Source organism: Streptomyces sp. NPDC001270, from assembly GCF_042896695.1.
Classification (GTDB): domain Bacteria; phylum Actinomycetota; class Actinomycetes; order Streptomycetales; family Streptomycetaceae; genus Streptomyces.
In genome coordinates, this window is sequence record NZ_JBIAXM010000011.1 from 178,141 (window position 1) to 198,693 (window position 20,553).

The window sequence follows — 20,553 nt, forward strand, 5'->3', positions numbered from 1 at the left end:
ACTCTCCGAACGTGAGGACCCATGTCTGAGATCTCCTTCGACCCGGCCTCCGGTGTCTGGCTGCTCTCCACCGCGCGCACGTCGTACGCGCTGCGGATCGATGACACGGGAGCGCCCTGCCACCTCGCCTGGGGACCTCGGCTGCCCCGCACGGCGGCAGGCCGGCTGGTCCCTCCCCCGACCGGGGAGATCAGCAGCTTCGAGGGCCGCTCCCCGGCCGGCGAGGAGTTGCCGGTGGACGGCGGGGCCCGGTACGGGGCGCCCTCCCTCCGGGTGCGGTTCGCCGACGGCACCCGGGCCTTCGAGTGGGCACCCCTGGGCCACTCGGTCGGCGAACCGGCGCCCGGCACGACCGAACTCGCCCTGGAGTTCCGCGACCGCCACTACCCCCTGGCGGTCACCCTCCACTACCGGGTCCACGACGACAGCGACGTCATCGAGCGGTGGACCGTGCTGCGCAACACCGGACAGGAGCCGATCACCGCGCTGCGCGCCGACTCCGCCGCCTGGACGCTGCCGCCGCGCGACGACTACCGCTTCAGCCATGTCACCGGCCAGTGGTCGGCGGAGAGTCTGCTGCACCGGGAGCGGGTTCCGCACGGCGAGACTGTGCTCACCAGCCGGCGCGGCATCACCAGCCACCACGCGAACCCGTGGGTGATGCTGGACGCCGGCGACGCCACCGAGGACCGGGGCGAGGTGTGGAGCGCTGCGCTGGCCTGGAGCGGCAGCTGGCACCTCGTCGTGCAGCGCACGACCGACGGGCGTACGTGCTGCACCGGCGGCGCGGGGCAGGACGGGACGGAGCTGCCCCTCGGCCCCGGCCAGGAGTACGCGACCCCGCGGTTCGCGGCCCTGTACACCGACGGCGGTTTCGGCGCGGCGAGCCGTTCCTGGCACGCGTACGTCCTGGCCCACGTGCTGCCGCACCCGCACGAGACGCGCCCCGTGCTGTTCAACTCCTGGGAGGCCACCGGCTTCGACGTCGACGAGGCCGGCCAGAAGGCGCTCGCGGCCCGGGCGGCCGAGCTGGGGGTGGAACTCTACGTCGTCGACGACGGCTGGTACCGGGGCCGCCGCGACGACACCGCCGGACTCGGTGACTGGACACCGGACCCCGAGCGGTTCCCCGGGGGGCTGGGCCCGCTGGCCGCGGAGGTCCACCGGCTCGGGATGCGGTTCGGCCTGTGGGTGGAGCCCGAGATGACCAACCCGGACAGCGACCTCTACCGCGCGCACCCCGACTGGGTGCTGCACTTCCCGCACCGCACCCGCACCGAACTGCGCAACCAGCTGGTGCTCAACTTCGCGCGTGACGACGTCGCCGGGTGGGCGTACGGCTGGCTGACCCGGCTGGTCGCGGACCACGGGATCGACTTCCTCAAGTGGGACATGAACCGCGCCTTCAGCGAGGCCGGCTGGCCTGCCGTTCAGGACGGCCACGACCTGCTGTGGACGCGGTACGTCCACAACCTCTACGGCGTCATCGACCGGCTGCGCGCGGACCACCCCGGGCTGCGGATCGAGACGTGCAGCGGCGGCGGCGGCCGTGTCGACCTCGGCATCCTCTCCCGTACGGACCAGGCGTGGCCGTCCGACAACACCGACGGGGCGGACCGGGTCTCCATCCAGCACGGCTTCAGCCAGCTCTACCCGGCGCGGGTGATGGCGGCCTGGGTGACGGACGTGCCCAACCAGCTCACCCACCGCTCGGTGCCGCTGCGTTACCGCTTCCACGTCGCGATGGCGGGGGTGCTGGCCGTGGGGGGCGACCTCACCCGGTGGACACCCGGGGAACTCGCCGAGGGCGCGGCGCTGGTGGCGCAGTACAAGAAGGTCCGTCACATCGTGCAGCACGGCATCCAGTACCGGCTGCGCGGTCCCGTCGACGACGGGCCGACCGCCGTGCAGTACGTCACCCGGGACCGCCGGGAGGTGTTCGTGCTGGTGTGGCAGCGGGGCCCCCGTCATGGCACGCCGCGGCCCGTCCTCAGGCCGGCCGGCCTTGATCCCGCCGCCCGCTACCGGGACACGGCGACCGGCACCGTGCATCACGCGGCCGTACTGACCGGGTACGGATTCACCCCCGACCTGCCGGCCGGCGACTGGTCCAGCACGTCCGTGCATCTGATCAGGGTGGACGACGCGGTGGACGACAACCTGGACGAACCGGCTTGATCAAATAATGCCGTTTTGTGCTATCTTCGCTCACGGGTGAGATCGAAAATGGGGTGGCAGGACGCCGGTAGGGCCCGGGACGAGAAGTTCGCCGCAACTCGGGACTGCGGGAACTGCTCTCCCGCTGACCACGGAGTGGGCGGGGCCGCCGAGGGGACCGGCTCCGCGGTACCGCCCGCCACGCCTGTCACCAGACCGCACGGCCAGGCCGCGTGACCGAACCAGGTGACCAAGCCGGGTGACCAAGCCGGGTGACCAAGCCGGGTGACCAAGCCGGGTGACGCACCGGCCACCGTGGACCGCCGCCGTGCCGACGATCCGCGTACACCCGCCGTTGGGCCGGCTGCGGCAGCCTGGCCGCATGAACCTGAACCGGACCCAGTCCGTCGAGTCCGTGGACGGGCTCATGTCCTTGCTGGCCGACTGCGAGGACGCCTGGGACACCCCGGACCGCACCGGCGATCCGGTGGACATCCTCAGCCACGGCCTCCAGGTCGCCGCCGTCCTCGCCGAGCGGTACCCGGACGACGAGGAACTCCAGATCGCCGGGCTCGTCCACGACCTCGGGCACCGCCTGTGTCCCGGTGACGAGGCCGGACACGGCGAGCACGGGGCCGCGGCCGTCGCCGGGCTGCTGGGGCAGCGGGTGGCCCGCCTCGTCGCCCTGCACATCCCCGCCAAGCGCTATCTCGTGGCCACCGACCCGGGCCTCGCGCTCTCGCCGGAGAGCGCCCGCACCCTCGGCTGCCAGGGCGGAGCCATGACGCCCGAGGAGGCGGCCGGCTTCGAGGCCGACCCGGACTTCGGCGCGGCGGTGGCGCTCCGCCGCGCCGACGACGCGGGCAAGGTCGTCGGCCTGCGCGTGCCGGGCCTGGACCGCTGGCGGCCGGTGGTGAGCGCGGTGGCCGCCGCGAGTGCGGCGCGGGCACGTCGCACGGCGCGCTCCACTCGTCCCTGACCGGGCAGGTGGGGCGCGTCACGCCTCCTGGGCCGAGTCGGCGGGCGGGATCAGACGGGCCGTGAGGTCGGGGTCGGGCATGGCCGGGTCGAAGGGGTACATCGGGCGGTGGATCCGGCGGTGGCCGAGCCGAGTGAGGTCCTGGTCGACGCCGCCCGGGGTGAGGGCCATCTTCCAGTCGGCGGCCATGGCGTACAGCTCGGGTTCCAGGTAGCCGATCTTGACGATGACGACGGCCGCCTCCCGCGGCGAAAGCCGCAGCCGGGTGAAGTCGTGTTCGTGGTGGTACGGCTTGCGCAGCCGGGTGAGGATCACCAGAACGCTGCCCACCCGCAGCACGACCTCCGTCTCCGCGTCCCGGTCACCGTGCCGCACCGCGTGGACCACGCCCGTCAGGGTCAGTGGCCCGGCGTGCCGGTCGTCCACCCCGGCGCCCGCGGTCACCGTGACGGTCGCGCCGACTCCGGCCCGCACCGCCGTCTCGACCGCCGCAGGCCCCGGCAGGGACGCGTAGATGACGACCGGCCCGGACGGATCCGTGAACTCCGGCCGGGCCAGTACCTGTTCCAGTCCCCAGGTGACGTCCCCGGCGCCGCCCGCCGTCGGATTGTCCCCGGTGTCGCTGATGAAGTAGGGGCGCGCGGTGGCCGCCAGCGCCGTGTCCAGACAGTCGTCGAGGGTGCCGGTCGGCGCCACGAACGCGAAGTCGCGCCGGGCCGCCCAGAAGCCGCGGGCCAGCCGCTCCGCGCCGTCCGCGACCGCCCGCGGATCCGGTCCGGTGACGACCACGGCGGCCCGGTTGCGCGGCTCGTCCGCCCAGGCGTACCCCACCCACAGCGCGGCGTCGACGACACCGGGCAGCGCGGCCACCTCCTCGACCGCCGCGTACACGCTCCGCGCCGGTTCGACCCGGGTGGAGGTCTGCTCCCCGGCGAGCAGCACCGGCACCGGCACCCATGCCTTGACCGGGCGGGGCGCCCCGCTCACCAGCAGGTCTACAAGGTTGCGCGCCGCGCGCTCCTTCGTCTCCATGGCGTCCTCGTGCGGGGCGGTGCGGTAGCAGGTGATCAGGTCGCTGCGGTGCACCAGGTCGCGCGAGACGTTGCCGTGCAGGTCCATCGACGTCGACACGAGTACGTCCGGGCCCACCACCTCACGGACGCGGGCGAGCAGCTCCGCCTCGGCGTCGTCCAGGCCGGCCACGGTCATCGCGCCGTGGATGTCGAACCAGAGACCGTCGACCAGCCCCAACTCCCCGAGTTTTACGAGCAGTTCGGCCGAGAGTTCGGCGAACGCGGCGGCCGTGACGGTGCCGCCCGGCAGCGCCTTGCCGACCAGCGCGCCACGCCAGTCGGCGGCCTCCCCGAGCGGCTCACCGGGGGCGAGGAAGGGATAGCGGTCCAGTACGTCGGCGCCGCGCTGCGGGTGGAAGGCGGGGGCCTCGGTCACGGCCGGGGAGAACGTGGACGACTCGATGCCGAGACCGGCCACGGCGATCACGGGACGGGCGACTGCGGTACGGGGCTGGGACATGGCTCCTCATACGGTCGTCGGAACGGGAGGGAGAGACACGGAACCGACTGGGGCACGGGACCAGCAGGGATACCCAGCAGGACCGGCGGGAACACGGACACACGGGAACGCGGAAACACGTGGGCGCGGGAACACAGGAACGCAGCAGCACGTGGACGGGGGTCACGGCGGGGCGCCGGTCGCCGTGCGCAGGGCCGACCGGCCACGAGAACACCCGGTCGACGATCGACCGCGGCGCTATCGTTCCAGGGTCGCAACGACCCGGCTCGCGCCTCGTGTCGGCCTCGCGCCGCACCGGGCGGCGCCCGTCCGTCTGGAGGAAGCACATGGCCGACGAGCCCGAGGTGGCATTCGGGCGCAGCGGCGACTCGGCGCAGGTGTGCGGCCGTCCGGTCGGCGCGGGGTCCCCGCGGCGGCCGGCGCGAGCGGTGGACGCCACCGTGGGCGCATCCGGTGGCCGGCCGTCGCGCGGGAGGCGGTGCTGAGATGGGCGGCCTGCTGTCCGAAATCGGAAAGAAGCTGGCCGAACGGTGGTTCTCGCTGCTGGTCCTGCCGGGTGCCCTCTACCTGGCGGTGCTGGCCACGGCCCACGCGCTCGGCCATACGCACCCCTTCGATCCCGCTCGCCTCGCCGATCGGATCGGTGCCTGGGCCCGTACCCCGGTCGTCGGTGACGCCGGCGGACAGGCCGTCGTACTGGCCGCCGTGCTGGCGGGCGCCGGCGCCGCGGGACTGGCCGCCCAGGCCCTCGGGGCCCTCGCGGAACGGCTGTGGCTCGCCGCCGACTGGCGTGCCTGGCCCCTCCCGCTGCGCCGGGCGGCCGAGTTGCGGGTCAGGCGCAGGCGGGACCACTGGGAGACGGCCGCACACCACTACGACCGGCAGCGCGAGGAAGCGGCCCGCGCCCTGGCCCTGGGCCGGTGGTCCGATCCGGCGGACCGCCATGCCGCCCATCGCGGCATGGCCTCGGTCTCCGTCGAACGTCCGGACCGGCCCACCTGGTGCGGTGACCGCATCCAGGCGGTCGCCGTCCGGCTGGACCGGCAGTACCGCCTCGATCTCGCCGCCGTCTGGCCCCACCTGTGGCTGATCCTGCCCGACGCGCCCCGTGCGGAGATCACCGCCGCCCGCGAGTCCCTCACCCGGGCCACCGCCCTGGCCGCGTGGTCGCTGCTCTATCTGCCCGTGGCGGTGCTCTGGTGGCCGGCCGCGCTGATCAGCGCGGCCCTCGCCGTCAGCAGCCGGGCGCGGACCCGGGCGGCGACGGACACCTATGCCACGCTCCTGGAGGCCGCCGTCCGCCTGCACGGCACCGGCCTCGCCGACCAGTTGGGGATCGACCGCACCGGGCCGCTGACCAAGGAACTCGGCACGGAGCTGACCCGGCACCTACGCACCGACCCGCCGGCCATGTCCGCCCGAACTCCGCACCAGTCAGGGAGGGTTGCCGGTGTCCGGGAGCCATGACCGGCTCCGGCGGGCCGCCTTGTGTTTCCGACGGCCCTTCGGCAGACTCCGGGGGCATGGCACGGGCGGAACACTCAGAGGCAGCGGACGACTCAGCCGGCCAGGACCGGATCCTTCTCCTCGGATTCTCCCCCGACGGACGGATGATCGTCGCACGGAACGACCCGGACCAGGCGCGCTGTGTCGTCGTCCTGATCCCCGGTATCGGCGTGACGGCGCCCGACGCGCTGTTGTTGCGTGCCGAGTCCTTCTACCAGCAGATCGCGTCGGCACCGGACGACGACACGGTTTCGGTCATCACCTGGGCCGACTACCTGGCACCCCGGCTGCCCGACGAGGCCCGCGATCCGGCCCCGGCCGCGGGCGCCGCGGCCCGGCTGGCCGGGTTCGTCGCCGGACTCCGGGTGACGTCACGGTTCCGGGACCCGGGGAACCGGGCGCGGATCACGGTCGTCGGGCACGGTTACGGCGGCCTGGTCGTGGGGTTCGCGGCCCGGGACGTACCCCTGGACGTCGACGCGACGGTATTCCTCGGCAGTGCGTCCGCGGGCACGGACACGGCGGGCGGGCTGCGGGGCGCCGGTCAGGTGTACGCCACGTCCCCCGACGTCAACGGCGACGGCACCCCCTACGGGGTGCACGGTCCACGGCCGGACTCCGCGGACTTCGGCGCGCGGGTGCTCCAGCCCGGCCCGCTGTCATACGGCAACGATCCGACCGTACGGTACCTGTCCTCGCTCCGGCGGATCGTCCTCGGGACGGACTGATCCGCCTCACGCGCCGGTGTACAGGTGCGCGGCCCACAGGGACGGTGTGCCGGGGTACCGGTCGCGCTGCCCGCGGGTGGCGCGGTGCAGGGCGTGGGCGGCACGAGTGAGGTCGAGCGTCCCGGTCCGCGGGTCGCGCAGGGCGGAGTAGAAATCCTCGGCGATCTCGACGGCGACCTCGTCGTCCACCATCCACAGGGTGCCGACCACCCGGGGGAAGCCCGCGAGTTGGAAGGCGCCGGCCAGGTGCATCGACTCGTCCATGAGGTGGTCGGCGACGTTCAGGGCGGTGTGGCAGGCCGACAGGTAGGCGAGTTGGGCGCCTTCGAGGTCGACGGCGGCCAGGTCGCCGACGGTCAGCGAAGCGCGGGCGTGGTCGTGCAGCAGGAGCCGGCTGGCCGACGGGTCGTCGAGGGAGTACTCGCCGTGGCAGGCGAAGTGCACGACGGACCGTCCGGGGAGTTCCGCCCGGACCCGGTCGTGCGTGGGAAGCGCCGGGTCGCCCGGGACGGCGGCGGAGCGCGGGTCCGGTTCGATCAGGCTGAGGGGGTCGGGCAGCAGCCCGGCGACCGACCCGGCCTCGGCCGCCACGTGCTGGAGCCGCCCGTGCTGCGGCAGCCCCGGGGTGGTGGGCATGGCGACGATGAGCGAACGGTGCGGACCAGCGGCGGTCTGGCGTTGCCGGGCGTGTCGCAGCGCCCGGACGGTGGGCGTGTAGGAGGACACGACGCGGTCCATGACGGTGCGTCCGGTGCCGGGCTGGTCATGGTGTCCGGCGGCGTGCAGCGGCAGCAGGCCCAGGCGCCCGCTCGGCGCCCACCACACCCGTGGCCAGGCGGTCCCCTCGGGCGGGGCCGTGCGGTGGCCGAGCGCGTCGAGGACCGGTCCGGCGGCGTTGTCCCAGAGCCAGGCCAGCACCTCGGTGAGCGTTCGCTGGGCCGCGATGCGGTCGGCGGCGGGATCGGTGGCATCGCGCAGTGCCAGGTGGAAGGTGTTGGCCTTGTCGATGACCGTGAGCGGGGTCAGGGCGGGCAGCGGCAGCACGGTGACGTCGTCCGCGGTGAGCAGCAGGGCATGGCTGTGCAGGTCGTGGACGTTGAAGCTGACGATGGGGCCCTGTCGGGCCTCGGACCGCAACGCGTCGAGGGAGGGCGGCAGGGCGAAGGCGGTGAACCCGTCCAAGGTGCGGATGTGCTGGAGCAGTTCGGTCATCCGGGCGGCCGGGTCGGCGGGCGCGTCGAGGGTGTCGGCCCCGGTGTCGGCGGCCCGCAGGGGCTCGGCGTACCGGTCGACCCGGTCGCGCAGTTGGGCGTAGCGGCTCGCGAGCGCCGGGTGGACGCGGTGGAGTTCGGCAAGGTCGCCGCGGGTGTCCAGGGTCTGACTCAACAGGACCGCGCGTCCTGCCTCCAGCAGGGACAGGGCGCGTCGGGCCCGCTGCGGCGGCGGGCGCGTCGGGTCGGCCAGCGCGAGGGCGGCAGCGGTGTCCGCCAGACCGCCGACGGACTCGATGGCATGCTCCTGGTCGTGGCGGCGCAGGCGGTGCGAGGCGAGTTCGGGCAACAGGAGAACGGCGGTCTCCAGCAGGTCGGCCGCCCGGGCCAGGTCCGAGGCGGCCGCCAGTCCGGCGGCGAGACGCGCGGCCTCGATGCGGAATCCCGGCGGCGCCGACTCGGAGCGGACCAGTTCTCCGAGGACCCGCAGCGCCTCGTCGCCGTCGGCGGCTTCCCCCGTGCGCTGGGCCCGTGCGTGCAGTGCCGTTCCCACCAGCAGCAGCGCCTTCGGACGGCTGCGGTTCCCGGTGCCGATCGCTTCGAGCGCCCGGCGCCCCCAGTCCACCGCCTCGTCCATCGCCTGCCAGTCCTTGAGGTACTGGAAACAGGACTGAAGCACGTCGCAGAGGTTCATGAGGCTCTGCGCGCTGTCCGGTTCGTCCGCCGTGTGGAATTCGACGGAGCGGCGGCCGAACCCGACCGCCTCGTCCAGATCCGCCGCGTCCCGGTACCGCGTGAACCGCATGTGCAGGGCGTTGCTCAGCGATCCGAGGCACACGCCGTGCTCCGGGCTGTCGGCCGGGGCCGTGTCGAGGGCAGTACGCGCGAACTCGACCGCCTGGTCGAGGTCCGCTCGTTCTCCGGACCGCCCGAAGCGCAGCCTCAGCGCGATGCTCAGGGACGTCAGGCATCCCACCCGCTCCGCGGGGTCGACGGCGGAGGTCTTCAGATGCCGGCGCAGCACCCGGATGCCGTCGTCCGCGTCGGCCGTCGAACCGGTCCGTTCGAACCGCTCGATGAGGCAACTGGCGAGGTGCCGCGGCAGGTCGTCGCCGCCGGCCCTTCCCAGGGCGAGCCGACCGTGCCCGCCGGGACGGGGGCCGACGACGAGGATGCTCCCGTCCCGGCCGTCGCCGGTCCCGGGCGTCCCCGAGAACGCTTCGGCGGCGCGGCGGGCCAGGCTGACCGACTCGTCCAGGTCCGGCAGCGATCCGGTCCGCCGCGAACGGGTCAGCAGCATCTTCGACAGGTTCTGGAGCGCCATCGGTCCTTCCGCCCGGGTGCCGTCCTGTCCCTCGACGGCCAGGCGGCCCAAGGCCATTGCCTCGTCCCCGTCCCGGCTCGCACCGCTACGCAGGTAGCGGATGTACAGCGCGCTGGAGAGGCTCGCCAGACCGGCCGTGCGCTCGTGGTCGTCCGCCGCGGCTTCCACCGCCGCCCGGTCGGCGGTGATGGCGTCGTCCAGGTCCGCCGGCCGTCCCTGGCGCATGAACCGGACGAGCAGCGCGGCGGAGAGGTCCCTCATGCGTGTGCTCCGCTCGGCGTGGCCGACGGCCGTCCGGTCGGTGACGGCCCGTCTGGTGGCCACCGTCTCGTCGAGGTCGTCGGACGTACCGGACAGCGAGAACCGCGTCCACAGCACCTGGTCGAGGACGGTCAGGTGGAGTTCGCCCAGGGTGCCGCCGCCGTCGGCGGTCTCGACCGCGCGGCGGCAGGACGCGACGGCCTCGTCCAGATCCGCCGCCGAGCCGGTCCGCTCGTGGCGGACCAGCAGCGCGGAGCCGAGGTTGACGAGCATCAGCGCCAGCCGGCCGGGCTCGGTGTCCCCGACCGCCGCGACGGCCTCACGGGCCAGGTCCACCGCCTCGTCGCCCTCCGCCGCCGCTCGGGTGCGCAGGAAACGCAGGCGTACCGCCATGCTGAGATCCAGCAGGCGGGACGCGCGGTCGCGGCGCTGCGGGGGTGTCGCGGCGACCGCCTGGCGCAGCACGGCCACCGCCCGGTCCAGGTCCGCGACGGTGCCGGTCCGTTCGAAACGGGTTTGCAGGGCCTTGCCGAGTTCGGCGTGGCGCGCGCCCAGTTCGTCCTGGTGGGCCGCGGAGGCGGCGACGGCCTGCTCCAACTGTTCCACGGCCTCGTCCAGATCCGCGGCCGCGCCGCTCTGCCCGTACCGCCTCCGGAGCGCCTCGCCCAGACTCGCCAGGTACCGCCCCCGGTCGGGATGGCCCGCGCCGGCTTCCACCGACCCGCCGCCGGCCCGCACGGCTTCGTCCAGGTCCCCGGGCTCGTGGGTGCGCGCGAACCGGCTGAGCAGCGCGGTGCAGAGGTTGTTGAGGACGGCCGCCCGGTCGGGGCTGTCCGGGGGCATGGTGTCGAGAGCCCGCCGGGTCGCCGCCGTCGCCTCGTCCAGGTCCTCCCCCGCGCCGGTGAGACCGAAGCGGGTATGCAGCATCGCGCCGAGATTCGTCAGGGCCGCGCCCTGGCCCGGATGCCCCTCGGCCGCGGCAACGGCCTGCCGCGCGACGGCCACGGCCTCGTCCAGGTCGGCCGGGACGTGCAGGTGCTCGTACCGGGCCTTGAGCACGGCACTGAGATTCGACAGGCACATCCCCAGATCGCGGTGCCCGGAGGCGATCTGCACCGCTCGCCTCCCTGTGGCCAGGGCGTCCTTGAGGTCCTGCGGGTTCCCGGTCCGTGCGAAGCGGGTGTGCAGCCCGCCGCAGAGGATCGTCAGGCGCTGCGGCCGGTCGGGATGCCCGTGCGGGGTGGCGTTCACCAGGTGGATCCAGTGATCGACGACATCGGAGAGCAGGCTCACGTCCGGGCCGGCCGCGGCGTGCTGGAGCAGGGCGGCCGACCTCGCCACGACCCGGTCCGCCAGCGCGGGCAGCAGCGGTCCGGGGAACTCCCGCACGCCGATGGTAATCGCGCCCGGCGTCAGCAGGTCCAGCGCCGCCACGGCCGCCGCCCTGCCCTGGCCCTGCGGCAAGGCTTCGAACTGGTACCACTTCAGCCAGCCGAGCAGGTACCTGGCGTCGAGATCCCACTGCTCCGACTCGTCGACGAGCCCGGTCAGTTCGGCTGCCAGCGCGTCGACGGCCGGCCGGAGGGCGAGCGACGGGTCACCCGAGTCGCTGATCCGTCGCAGGACATCGCTCAATGACGCCAGGCATTCGTCGCGACGCACCCGGTCCCCCTTGTCGCAGCGGTCCCCCATCGTACGATGGCGAGTCCCTGCGCCAGCGGCCCAGGGAAGCAACGACCGTCCGGGGGACGACTCATGGGATCAGGCCGAAGCCGTACGCCGGAGCAGATCGCCGACGGGATCGCGTACGTCTGCGAGAACGCCGACCAGGTCCGCGCGGCCCTGGAACGAGGACCGGCCGACGGCCCGGCCCGGCTCGACGCGCTCCTGGCCGCCCTGCGCACCGGTGCGGACCCGGCCGCTCCGCTCGAAGCCGTGCACCGCGCGCTGCGCGCGGCCCAGGACGCCCTCGGCGTCTTCGGCCGCACCCGCGACGTCTCGATGCTGACACCGGCGGGCCTGGCGACCGACCGTCCCTACGAGCCGGTCCTGCTCTGCCCCCGCGCCGACCACCCGTGCGCACGGTATGCCTGGCCCGAGCCGGACCGGGTCCCCGTCTGCCGGGTGCTGGAGACCGATCTGCGGCGCACCACGCTCGCGTGACCCGCCGGGCATCGCACCTGTCGAGGTCACGGATGTCCGCGAGGCGAGCAGCCACGTCCCGGACGCCGAGTCCGAGTGCGGCCGCGCCGTCCCGTGGCCTGCCCGGCCATCACAGCGGTGCGGCTTTCCCGCTCGCGCCGCCGGACCGGAGGACCGGCACCGGCGCCCGCTGAGGGTCGTCGGCATCGGCCGCCCGGGCCCGGACGCCTGGTTCCCGTGCTCGCCGAACCTGTCGTACGAACAGGTCGTCACGACCGTCCGAGGTGTACCCGGCATACGGACCGCGGCCCGGTGGGCTCCGCTTCCCGCCGCGGGACGAGTCCCGCACTCCGCCCCGGCGCCGGAGCGGAAAATCACCGGAGATATAATTTCCATATGCATGCATTTTCCGGCGTCGGCAGCGGCCCTCCTACGGCCGCCGCGTCGGCAGCGCGGCGGGCACGGCGTGCGGTACGCGTTCACACGACTTCACCGGACCGTGCCGGGTGTCGCCGCGGGCCGGGGTCTCGGACCGGCCGCGATGAGGTCACGATGAGGTCACCCCGCCGGATGCTCCGAAGTCCGCGTGCCGACGTCGTACGGCCGGCCGGAGCACGGCGGAGATCCCCCTCGTCCCTGCCCGGCACCGGCCGCCCCGACCAGGGCGGCAGCGGAAGACCGCCGTCCTGCTGAACGCACCGCACACCATCACCGCCGACGCGGGAGAGCGCGCCGGGTACGCCAGCCGGCCGGCCGTCGCCGCGCTCGCCGAAGCCACCGGATCGGAGCCCACTTGACCAGCCCAGGAACCGCCCGGCAGGAAGCCGATCCCGCCAAGGGGGCGCGACCTCCCCGGGCCGTGCGGGTCGGCCTGGCCCCCCGCCGGGTGGCAGGTCCGCACAGGTGGTGGGACTGGGTACTGGTCACCGACCCCGGACTCGGGCAGTTGCAGGCGGGCTGGCGAACGCTGGTCGCCATGGTCACCTCCCTCGCTGTCGGCCACGGCATGGCCCACGCCCTCGCCGTGCCGTCGATGATCGGCATGATGGTCGCCGGGATGATGGGCCTGATGAGCGCCTTCGCGGTGTCCGGCAACAGCTGGCAGCAACTCGCCAAGGCCATCCTGTGGATGCCGTTCCCGTTCGCCGCGGTGCTCTGGCTGGCCGCGGTCCTGCACGGCGACCGCACCCTGGAGATCTCCCTCAACGTCGCCGCGCTCGCCGTGGCGTTCCTGCTGGCCCGGTTCGGCCCGCTGGGGCTGCTCACGGGCATGATGATGTTCAACGGTCTGCTGGTGGGCACCATGGCGGGAATCCCGACCGCCCTGGTGGGCAAGGCGTTCGCGGTCGCCCTGGTGTCCGCGGCGGCCGTGCTGGCCGGCCGGCTGCTGCTGTGCTACCCGATGCCGCGGGAGGACCTGCTCCGCACCCAGCGGACCTTCGTCGTGGAGGCCCGCCGCCTCGCCGACACCACCGTCGACGCGCTCGACCCCGACGCCGACCTGAAGCGGGTGGAGCGCCGCATGAACCGCTCCCTGCGCCGCCTGAACATCGTGACCGTCACCATCGACGCACGGCTCGCGCAGCCCGAGGCCGCCGCCGACCCCGTCGTGGCAGAACTGCTGCACCGCCATCTGTTCGACGCGGAACTCGCCCTGCGCGGAACCGGCAGGGCGGTCCTGGCGCTCGCCGCGCAGTCGCCGCCCGAAGAACTGCGCCGGGCGCTGGTGGTGGGTCTGCTGCTGGCCCGCGACACCCCGCCGGCCCGGGCCGACGGACTGCGGCCCGCCGTGGAGATGATCCGCGAGCAGGCCGACACGATCCTGCGGAACCCGCGGGCCGATCCCCGGGACGCGGAGTGCGCCGCGCTCGCCCGCCGGGTCGCGGAGTCCCTCGACTCCCTCACCGGCTCCCTGGTCAGCTGGCTGACCCTGGGCAGGCGGACACCGAACACGCCCGCCGCGGTGCCGTTCCATTCCGCCGTCGCGCTGGAGAACAACCGGATCCCCGGCTCGGCCGCGCCGATGCGGCGTGCGCTCACCGCTCGCACGGGCAGCGGCTGGCAGCGGGCCGTGCCCTTCGTACGCGCCCCGCTGCACGCGGGCGTGGCCGCCGCGATCGTCTGTCCGATCGCCGACGCCATCGACCCGCAGCGGTTCTACTGGGGTCTGATCGGCGTGATGATCACGCTGTTCGGCACCAACACCACGCCCGAACGGCTGCGCAAGTTCGGCCATCGTATGGCCGGCACCGCCGCCGGCGCGGCGATCGGGGTGCTTCTGCTCCACCTGATCGGCCACCACCACGTCTACTGGACGCTCGCCGTCATCGTCCTCGGACTCTCCTTCGGCTCCTGGGGCATGCAACGGGCCTACGCCCTGTGGACCACCGGTCTGGTCGTCGCGCTGGTGCAGCTCTACGGCCTGACCACGCCGGACGGCGGCATGGATCACCTGCTCGGCGAACGCCTCCTGGACAACGGCATCGGCATCCTGGTGGCCTCGGCGTGCGCCGCGCTGATCTTCCCGCTGTCCACCCGGACGATCGTCCGCGAGGCGGAACACGGGTACGTCCAGGCGGTCCAGAATCTCCTCGCCCAGATCTCGGCCCGCTGGGAGGAACCGGACAGCCCGGTGCGGCTGCGAGGTGCGGCGCGAGCCGTCGACGTCGCGCTGTTCCAGGTCAACGAGGTGTCCCGGCCGCTGGTGCGCATGCCGCTCGGAGTGCGTGGACGCCGGCCGCAGCACCGGTTGGCACTGCTGGCCACGGCCGCCGGACACGCCCGCGCCCTCGCGGCCGCCGCGGACATCGACATCGACCTCTCCCCGCGGCTCTCCGAACGCGTCCGGCTCATCACCCATGCCTTCACCGACTCGCTGCGCGCGCTCGACCACCACCTCGCCAACGGCACCGCCCAGGGCGTCTGGCGTCCCGTCGGCCCGCTCGTGCGGGAACTTCAGGCGGACGTGCGGCCCGCCTCCCCCGGTCCCCGCGCCCAGCGGTTGCAGACCGCCCTGCGTGAACTGGAGGCGCTCGACACGGCACTCGCCGGCTTCGCCGAGCAGAGCGGCCTGCCCCTGGCGTCCGGCACCGACCGGGAGCCGGGGCGACTCGGCCCGGTGCGGCGGCCCGCGCCCGCTCCGGCGGCGGACCGGGACGGGCCACGCCCGGTACGGTCCCCGGCCGCCCAGGTCACCGGGGCCGTACACCCCACCGGGGCGCCCGCCGGGGCCGCCGCCACGGCCGGGACGGACAGCACGGCCACGGTGTCCGTCGGCGGCACGGTGTACTGCCGCGCCCACCCCGGCGGCTGCTCCGCCCGGATCACCGTGATCAACGCACGCGGTCAGCGGATCGCCCAGACCTACACGGAAGAAACGGGCCGCTACCGGCTCGGCCTGCTGCCGGGTTCCCACACCCTGGTCGTCTCGGCGGCCGACCACCCCCCGCGCGCCCAATCCGTACTGGTGCGGCCGTCACAGGCCGAACTGCGGGTGGACATCCCCTTGTAGGCGGCGGCGCCGGGGAGGCGGTGGCGTCCTCCGTCCGGCCCTCGGCCCGAGCGCGGTGGCGTCCTCCGCCCGGCCTCAACCCGAGCGCGGTGGTGTCGTCGCCCGTCGGGGCAGCGGCGCCGGACGGCTGCCCAGCCGACCCCGGTCCTCCCGATGCGCGGCAGTCGTCCTCGCTCCGGCTCCGGAAGTGGGGGCGGCTCAGGAGGCCGGCTTCCACAGCAGGGCCCGGCTGACCTCCGACCGGCACGCCTGGCCGGCTGAAACGCGTCAGCCGAGGATACGCAGCACCAGCCGGACGACTCCCATGACGCCTCGCCCGATCCACCCGAGCAGTCCATACGCCACAGCCACGTCGGTGGCCTCCGCGACCACGGACGCCCGGTCCGGCTCCGAGCCGCACCCGGAGCAGGAGCGGGGCCAACGGCGCTTCCGCACACGGCAATTCTTGCACCTGGTCATGATCCCATTCTCCCCTGCCGCCACAGCCCTGCGGATCGCCTCGTACACGATGCGGGCGGTACCGGCCGTGGAGCGGCCGTTTCAGCGCGGGCTCAGCCGGGCCGTGATCGCATGTCCGGCAGCGGCGGGTGAGGACGCGGCCGGCAGACCGAGGCGTGCGGACAGATCCGCGCTGTGCAGGTCCACCGCCGTCTCGATCAGGTCGGCCAGGTTCTCGGTCGTGGAACGGGCCCGGACCGTGGCGACGGCGAGGACGGCCACCCCGAGCGGGGCGGCGGGCCACCACCATGCCGAGAGCACGAGGTAGAGCGCGCCCCAGCCGAACAGCCGCGCGGCATCACTGGTGCCGTCCCGGGCGACGGTGATCTCGGCACGCAGGGAGTCCGGCAGCACGGTCCACAGTCTGGGCCAGACCAGGGCGAGGTCGTCGAAGCCGTTGACCTGCCGTACCCGCTCGGCGGTTCGTGCGTACCGGTCCCCGATCCGGGTGGGCCGCACCGGGCGGCTCTGCCCCAGCCGGACGCGTTGCCGTTGACGCCGCAGGACCAAGGTGTCGGCACGCCGGGTGTCGGCCCCGTCGGCGCCGCGTTCGACGGCGCCCAGAACAGCGGTCCGCAGCCGCAGCGTCGCCCGGTCCCATCGGCGACGGCGCGCCTTGAGCAGCCAGGCGGCGGGCGGCAGGTCGCCGGGAAGGGCCCAGCAACGCTCGACCAGGCCGCCCAGGGCACCCACGAGCAGCCCGACCGCCCCGCCGGCGAGCACGACGGCGACCGCCAGCAGCATGACCACCACGGGCGCGTGCACGGCCGGGTACCGGGCGAGCCGGTCCAGCCAGGCGCTCAGCCGCTCGAACGCGAAGGGCGCGTCCTGGCCCAGCCGCGTCGTCGCGACGAGCACGGCGACCCAGAGCATTCCGGGTGCCACCAGAGCGGTGAGCCAGCGGTCCATCAGCTTGGTGGCCAGCTCCGCCAGGAACGCGTTCACAGTGTTCCCGGGCGGGGCACGTACGGGGTCATGCCGTTCGCGTCGGGGCCGGCGGCGGCGCAGACCGGGGTGTCCGTGCTCTCGCCGGCGAGCACCACCCGTGAGCAGCGTCCCAGGGGGCAGGTCCAGCCCAGCGGTCCGGGGGCGGGACGGATTCCCCGGGGCAGCGGGGGAACGGGGCCGCGCACTCCGCTCGTCAGGCCCGCCAGACCACTCTGGGCGGCGGCCCGGTCGATCGCGTCGAGCAGTGCCTCCACCCGGGCCGGGTCTGGCTCCGCACGGTCTCTCAGCAGCGTCATCAACGCGTCGAGCGCATCCCCCGCCCCGCCCCCGGCGATCGTCTCCCGTACCGAAGGCCAGCGACTGAGCTGAGCGCACAGTGCCTCGACCCGTCCGCGAACCTCCGCGTCCACGCCCACCGTCCCTCCCCGCCCGGCCATGGCTCCTCGCGCACGAACAGACGCGAGCAGAGCGGAGGTTACACCGCGTCGGCCCGTCCACGGCTACGATCCTGGGGACAGGTGCCGATCGCGGAGCGGGGGATCTGCTGTGCCGGACCGTCAGGCGGCGCTCGCCGCCCTTCAGCAGCGCCTGGACCGCTCCGTCACGGATCCCGCCCGGGTCCTGTCCCAGGAAGCGGAAGGCGCCGCCGCCGGCCTCGCGGCCGTCGTCGAACCGGAGACCGACCTCGTCGCGGCCCGGACCCTGGGCCGGTACCACTGGTTGCGTTCCCACGTGCTCGCCCAGCGCGGACACATGGGTGACCTCGACGCGGTCCTGCGCTTCATGCTGCCGGTCTACTGGGCCGATCCCGACCTCGTGCCCGAGCCGCTGCGCACGGCCTTCCGGACGGAACCGGGGCTGGCGCCGCTCGTGCACGAGGGGCCGGAGGCGTTGGCGGACCGCGCCACCGGCATGGTGATCGCGTTCGGACGCTCCGGAACGTTGCAGGACCTGCGGACCGCCGCCACCTTCTTCCGCGCGGCGGCGGCGCGCACGGCACCTGACCACGAGGACCGCCTGGTACGCCTGAACGACCTGGGCGTCTGCCTCCGGGACCTGTACGCCCGCACCCGGGACCAGGGCGTGCTCGCGGAGGCCATCACCACCGAGCGCGCGGCGGTGCGGCTCGCCCGTGGCCGCCCCGGCTTCGCCCATCTCGGCACCGCACTCCAGCGGTTGTTCGCCCGCACCGCGCACATGGGCGATCTGGAGGACGCCGTGGAAGCCGGCCGGGAGTCCGTGACCCTGGCCGATGAGGACGACCCCGCCCGGCCCGGGTACCTGACGGGTCTCGGCGGCGCCGTCCGGTCCCTCTATCTTCGCGTCAACCGGATGGAACTGCTGGAGGAGGCGATCCGGGCCGAACGGGAGGCGGTGGCGCTGATCCCGCCCGGGCACCCCCGGCGTGCCATGTACCTCAACAACCTGGCGAGCACGTTGCAGATCCTGTGGATGCGCACCGAGGACCCGGAACTGCTCGACGACGCGGTCGACATGCAGCGGCAGGCCGTGCGGACCACGCCGGGCAGCCACCCCGCCCGGGCCGGGCGTCTGATCGGCCTGGTGAGCCTGTTGCGGATGCAGTACGAGGGCACCGAGAACATGGCGGTGCTCGAAGAGGCGATAACGCTGGCGCGGGAGGCACTGAGGCTCACTCCCCGGGACCATCCCGGCACCGGGGCGCAGCTCAACAGCCTGGCGACCGTCCTGCTGATCGCGTTCAAGAACGCGGGATCCGTCAGCGTCCGGGAGGCCGCGCAGTTCGACAGTCCCCTCGCGGGCACCCTTTCCCGGCTGTTCCGCACGATGCCCCTGCTCAGCCCCGAGGTCTTGGAGGAAGGCGTTCAGGCCGCCCGCGACGCGGTGCGCGTCACCCCCCTGGACCACCCGGACCGCGGGGAGTTCCTGATCAACCTCGGGCACGCCCTTGAGGTCAAGGTCGAACGGGGCGGACCGGCGGAGCTGCTCGACGAGGCGCTTCGCTGTTACCGCGAGGCCGGCGACAGTCAGGCGGCCACCACCCTCCTGCGCATCTCCGGGTACCGCCGGTACGCGCGGGCGGCCGGGGCCGCTCCCGGCCACGCCGGGGCCGGGCTGCGGGCCATCGAGGACGCCATCGGGCTGGTGGACACCTTCGCTCCGCGCAGCCTCGTCCGGCCCGACCGGCAGCACCAGTTGAGCCGGCTGAACGAACTGCCGGGTGAGGCGGCGGCCGCCGCCCTGCATGCGGGCCGGCCCGTGCGAGCCGTCGAACTGCTCGAACAGACCCGCGGGATCCTCGCCGCCGACGTCTTGGCGCTGCGCAGCGCCGAGCAGATCCGGTTGCGCGCGTGTGCCCCCGAACTCGCCGGGGAACTCGACCGGTTGCGCACCCGTCTCGCCGAACTCGACCCGCCGGACCGGGCGGCGGAGCGGGAGCCCGCGGAAGGCGGCGGGGCCGGGCCGGGCCGCAGGTCGGGGCGGCGGCTGTCCGCGGAGCGCGGCGAAGCCCACGAGGCGTGGCAGGAGTTGCTCGGGCGGATCCGTACGCGGCCCGGGTTCGAGGAATTCATGCGGGCGCCGGCCGCCGCGCGGCTGGCGCGTCAGGCGCAGGACGGCCCCATCGTCTTCGTCAGCACCAGCGGCACCCGCTGTGACGCGCTCGTCCTGACCGCGGCGGCCGGATCGCCCGTCGAGGCCGTGCCCCTGCCGCGCCTGACCCAGGCGGACGCGTACGACCGGGCGAACCGGCTGCGCAGGGCTCACGTCGACGCCGCGGACCACGGGATCGACCCGCAGCGGCGGATCACGGCACAGCGCGAGATCCTCGACGTCCTGGAATGGCTGTGGGACGCCGTGGCCGAACCGGTCCTGACCCGGCTGGGCCACACGTCCCGCCCCGCGGCCGGCGAACCGTGGCCCAGGCTCTGGTGGTGCCCCGTCGGAATCCTGGCCTTCCTCCCGCTGCACGCGGCCGGGTACCACACCGAGAACCACGAGGCGGGTACGGGCACGGCGGCGGCTCCGCGCACGGTGCTGGACCGCGTCGTCTCGTCGTACACCACCACGGTCGGCGCCCTGGAGCACGCCCGTGGTGCCACCGCCGCCCCGCCGAGCACCGTGATCGTGCCGGTACCGGACGACCCGGACAGTCCCCTGCCCGGAGTCCGCGAGGAGACGCGGGCGATCAGCGCTCTCGTCCCGGACGCCCATCTGGTGGCCGACCCGACCCGCGACAAGGTCCTGGCGGCCCTGCACCGCCATCAGATCGTCCACTTCGCCTGCCATGCGCTGGCCGATGGCACCGACCCCGGGCGCAGCCGGCTGATCCTGGCCGACCACACCCGCGCGCCGCTGACCGTCACGGACATCAGCAACCTTCATCTGAACGTCGCGCTCGCCTATCTGTCCGCCTGCGACACCAGCGTCACCGCGGCGCACCTGGCCGACGAGGCACTCCACATCACGGCCGCGTTCCAGCTCGCGGGCTACCGGCACGTCGTGGGCACCCTGTGGTCCGTCGACGACCGTACGGCCATCGAGCTGGCGACGGACTTCTACGGCCATCTCACCGGCCGGGGAACGACCCCGCCCCGCGCCGAACTCAGCGCCCACGCCCTGCACCGTGCGACCCGCCGGCTGCGGGACCGGTACCCCGGCACCCCCACGCTGTGGGCGGCGCATGTCCATTCGGGTCCGTGAGCGCGCACGGCGCGTGGGCGGCGTGCGCGGTGGGGGCGGGCGGCGCCGGTGCGGCGGCCGGGCGGCACGGGCAG

General features: G+C 74.1%; 12 protein-coding genes and 1 pseudogene. 8 read left to right on the plus strand and 5 right to left on the minus strand.

Features of this window, described 5'->3' with window-relative positions; all coding sequences use genetic code 11:
- Positions 1–21: 21 nt before the first annotated feature.
- Both ACFY2B_RS20390 and ACFY2B_RS20395 read left to right on the plus strand, forming a co-directional pair.
- Positions 22–2,178, plus strand: a complete 2,157-nt coding sequence (locus ACFY2B_RS20390; protein ID WP_390764491.1) for an alpha-galactosidase — start codon at positions 22–24, stop codon at positions 2,176–2,178.
- Positions 2,179–2,539: 361 nt separating this feature from the next.
- Positions 2,540–3,136: an HD domain-containing protein gene (locus ACFY2B_RS20395; RefSeq protein ID WP_390764492.1), complete on the plus strand. Its 597-nt coding sequence runs from the start codon at positions 2,540–2,542 to the stop codon at positions 3,134–3,136.
- Positions 3,137–3,154: 18 nt separating this feature from the next.
- Here ACFY2B_RS20395 and ACFY2B_RS20400 read toward each other — a convergent pair whose 3' ends face one another.
- Positions 3,155–4,669: a M81 family metallopeptidase gene (locus ACFY2B_RS20400; RefSeq protein ID WP_390764493.1), complete on the minus strand. Its 1,515-nt coding sequence runs from the start codon at positions 4,667–4,669 to the stop codon at positions 3,155–3,157.
- A gap of 486 nt (positions 4,670–5,155) precedes the next feature.
- On the opposite strand from ACFY2B_RS20400, the gene ACFY2B_RS20405 reads away from it, so the two are divergent.
- Positions 5,156–6,136: a hypothetical protein gene (locus tag ACFY2B_RS20405; RefSeq protein WP_390764494.1), complete on the plus strand. Its 981-nt coding sequence runs from the start codon at positions 5,156–5,158 to the stop codon at positions 6,134–6,136.
- Between the two features lie 56 nt (positions 6,137–6,192).
- Positions 6,193–6,903, plus strand: coding sequence for an alpha/beta hydrolase (locus tag ACFY2B_RS20410; RefSeq protein ID WP_390764495.1), 711 nt, complete (start codon positions 6,193–6,195; stop codon positions 6,901–6,903).
- Between the two features lie 6 nt (positions 6,904–6,909).
- Here the strand turns inward: ACFY2B_RS20410 and ACFY2B_RS20415 are convergent, their stop codons facing one another.
- Entirely contained in the window at positions 6,910–11,391 is a 4,482-nt protein-coding gene (locus ACFY2B_RS20415) for a CHAT domain-containing protein (protein WP_390764496.1), read from the minus strand.
- Positions 11,392–11,454: 63 nt separating this feature from the next.
- On the opposite strand from ACFY2B_RS20415, the gene ACFY2B_RS20420 reads away from it, so the two are divergent.
- The 3 genes and pseudogenes from ACFY2B_RS20420 (at position 11,455) to ACFY2B_RS20430 (ending at position 15,352) form a co-directional block, all read left to right on the plus strand.
- Positions 11,455–11,862, plus strand: coding sequence for a hypothetical protein (locus ACFY2B_RS20420; protein ID WP_390764497.1), 408 nt, complete (start codon positions 11,455–11,457; stop codon positions 11,860–11,862).
- A 166-nt stretch (positions 11,863–12,028) separates the two neighbouring features.
- A pseudogene (locus ACFY2B_RS20425) lies at positions 12,029–12,121 on the plus strand (nitroreductase family protein); the annotation flags it as partial.
- Between the two features lie 513 nt (positions 12,122–12,634).
- Positions 12,635–15,352 carry an FUSC family protein gene (locus ACFY2B_RS20430; RefSeq protein ID WP_390764498.1) on the plus strand — a complete coding sequence of 906 codons (2,718 nt, stop codon included), beginning with the start codon at positions 12,635–12,637 and terminating at the stop codon, positions 15,350–15,352.
- Between the two features lie 267 nt (positions 15,353–15,619).
- Here ACFY2B_RS20430 and ACFY2B_RS20435 read toward each other — a convergent pair whose 3' ends face one another.
- The 3 genes from ACFY2B_RS20435 to ACFY2B_RS20445 form a co-directional block, all read right to left on the minus strand.
- The gene (locus tag ACFY2B_RS20435; RefSeq protein WP_390764499.1) at positions 15,620–15,787 is read right to left on the minus strand and encodes a hypothetical protein; all 168 of its coding nucleotides are present in this window, start codon (positions 15,785–15,787) and stop codon (positions 15,620–15,622) included.
- A 105-nt stretch (positions 15,788–15,892) separates the two neighbouring features.
- Positions 15,893–16,795, minus strand: coding sequence for a hypothetical protein (locus ACFY2B_RS20440; protein WP_390764500.1), 903 nt, complete (start codon positions 16,793–16,795; stop codon positions 15,893–15,895).
- Positions 16,792–17,208: a hypothetical protein gene (locus tag ACFY2B_RS20445; protein WP_390764501.1), complete on the minus strand. Its 417-nt coding sequence runs from the start codon at positions 17,206–17,208 to the stop codon at positions 16,792–16,794. The genes ACFY2B_RS20440 and ACFY2B_RS20445 overlap by 4 nt, the downstream gene beginning before the upstream one ends.
- Positions 17,209–17,344: 136 nt before the next feature.
- Here ACFY2B_RS20445 and ACFY2B_RS20450 point away from each other — a divergent pair, with 136 nt between their 5' ends.
- Entirely contained in the window at positions 17,345–20,479 is a 3,135-nt protein-coding gene (locus ACFY2B_RS20450; RefSeq protein WP_390764502.1) for a CHAT domain-containing protein, read from the plus strand.
- The last annotated feature ends 74 nt before the right edge of the window (positions 20,480–20,553 follow it).

What these genes read in the sequence shown, in the direction of transcription:
- ACFY2B_RS20420 (WP_390764497.1), top strand. Translation starts at nt 11,455, where the DNA reads ATGGGATCAGGCCGAAGCCGTACGCCGGAGCAGATCGCCGACGGGATC.
- ACFY2B_RS20415 (WP_390764496.1), bottom strand. Translation starts at nt 11,391, where the DNA reads ATGGGGGACCGCTGCGACAAGGGGGACCGGGTGCGTCGCGACGAATGC.
- ACFY2B_RS20410 (WP_390764495.1), top strand. Translation starts at nt 6,193, where the DNA reads ATGGCACGGGCGGAACACTCAGAGGCAGCGGACGACTCAGCCGGCCAG.
- ACFY2B_RS20400 (WP_390764493.1), bottom strand. Translation starts at nt 4,669, where the DNA reads ATGTCCCAGCCCCGTACCGCAGTCGCCCGTCCCGTGATCGCCGTGGCC.
- ACFY2B_RS20395 (WP_390764492.1), top strand. Translation starts at nt 2,540, where the DNA reads ATGAACCTGAACCGGACCCAGTCCGTCGAGTCCGTGGACGGGCTCATG.
- ACFY2B_RS20390 (WP_390764491.1), top strand. Translation starts at nt 22, where the DNA reads ATGTCTGAGATCTCCTTCGACCCGGCCTCCGGTGTCTGGCTGCTCTCC.
- ACFY2B_RS20405 (WP_390764494.1), top strand. Translation starts at nt 5,156, where the DNA reads ATGGGCGGCCTGCTGTCCGAAATCGGAAAGAAGCTGGCCGAACGGTGG.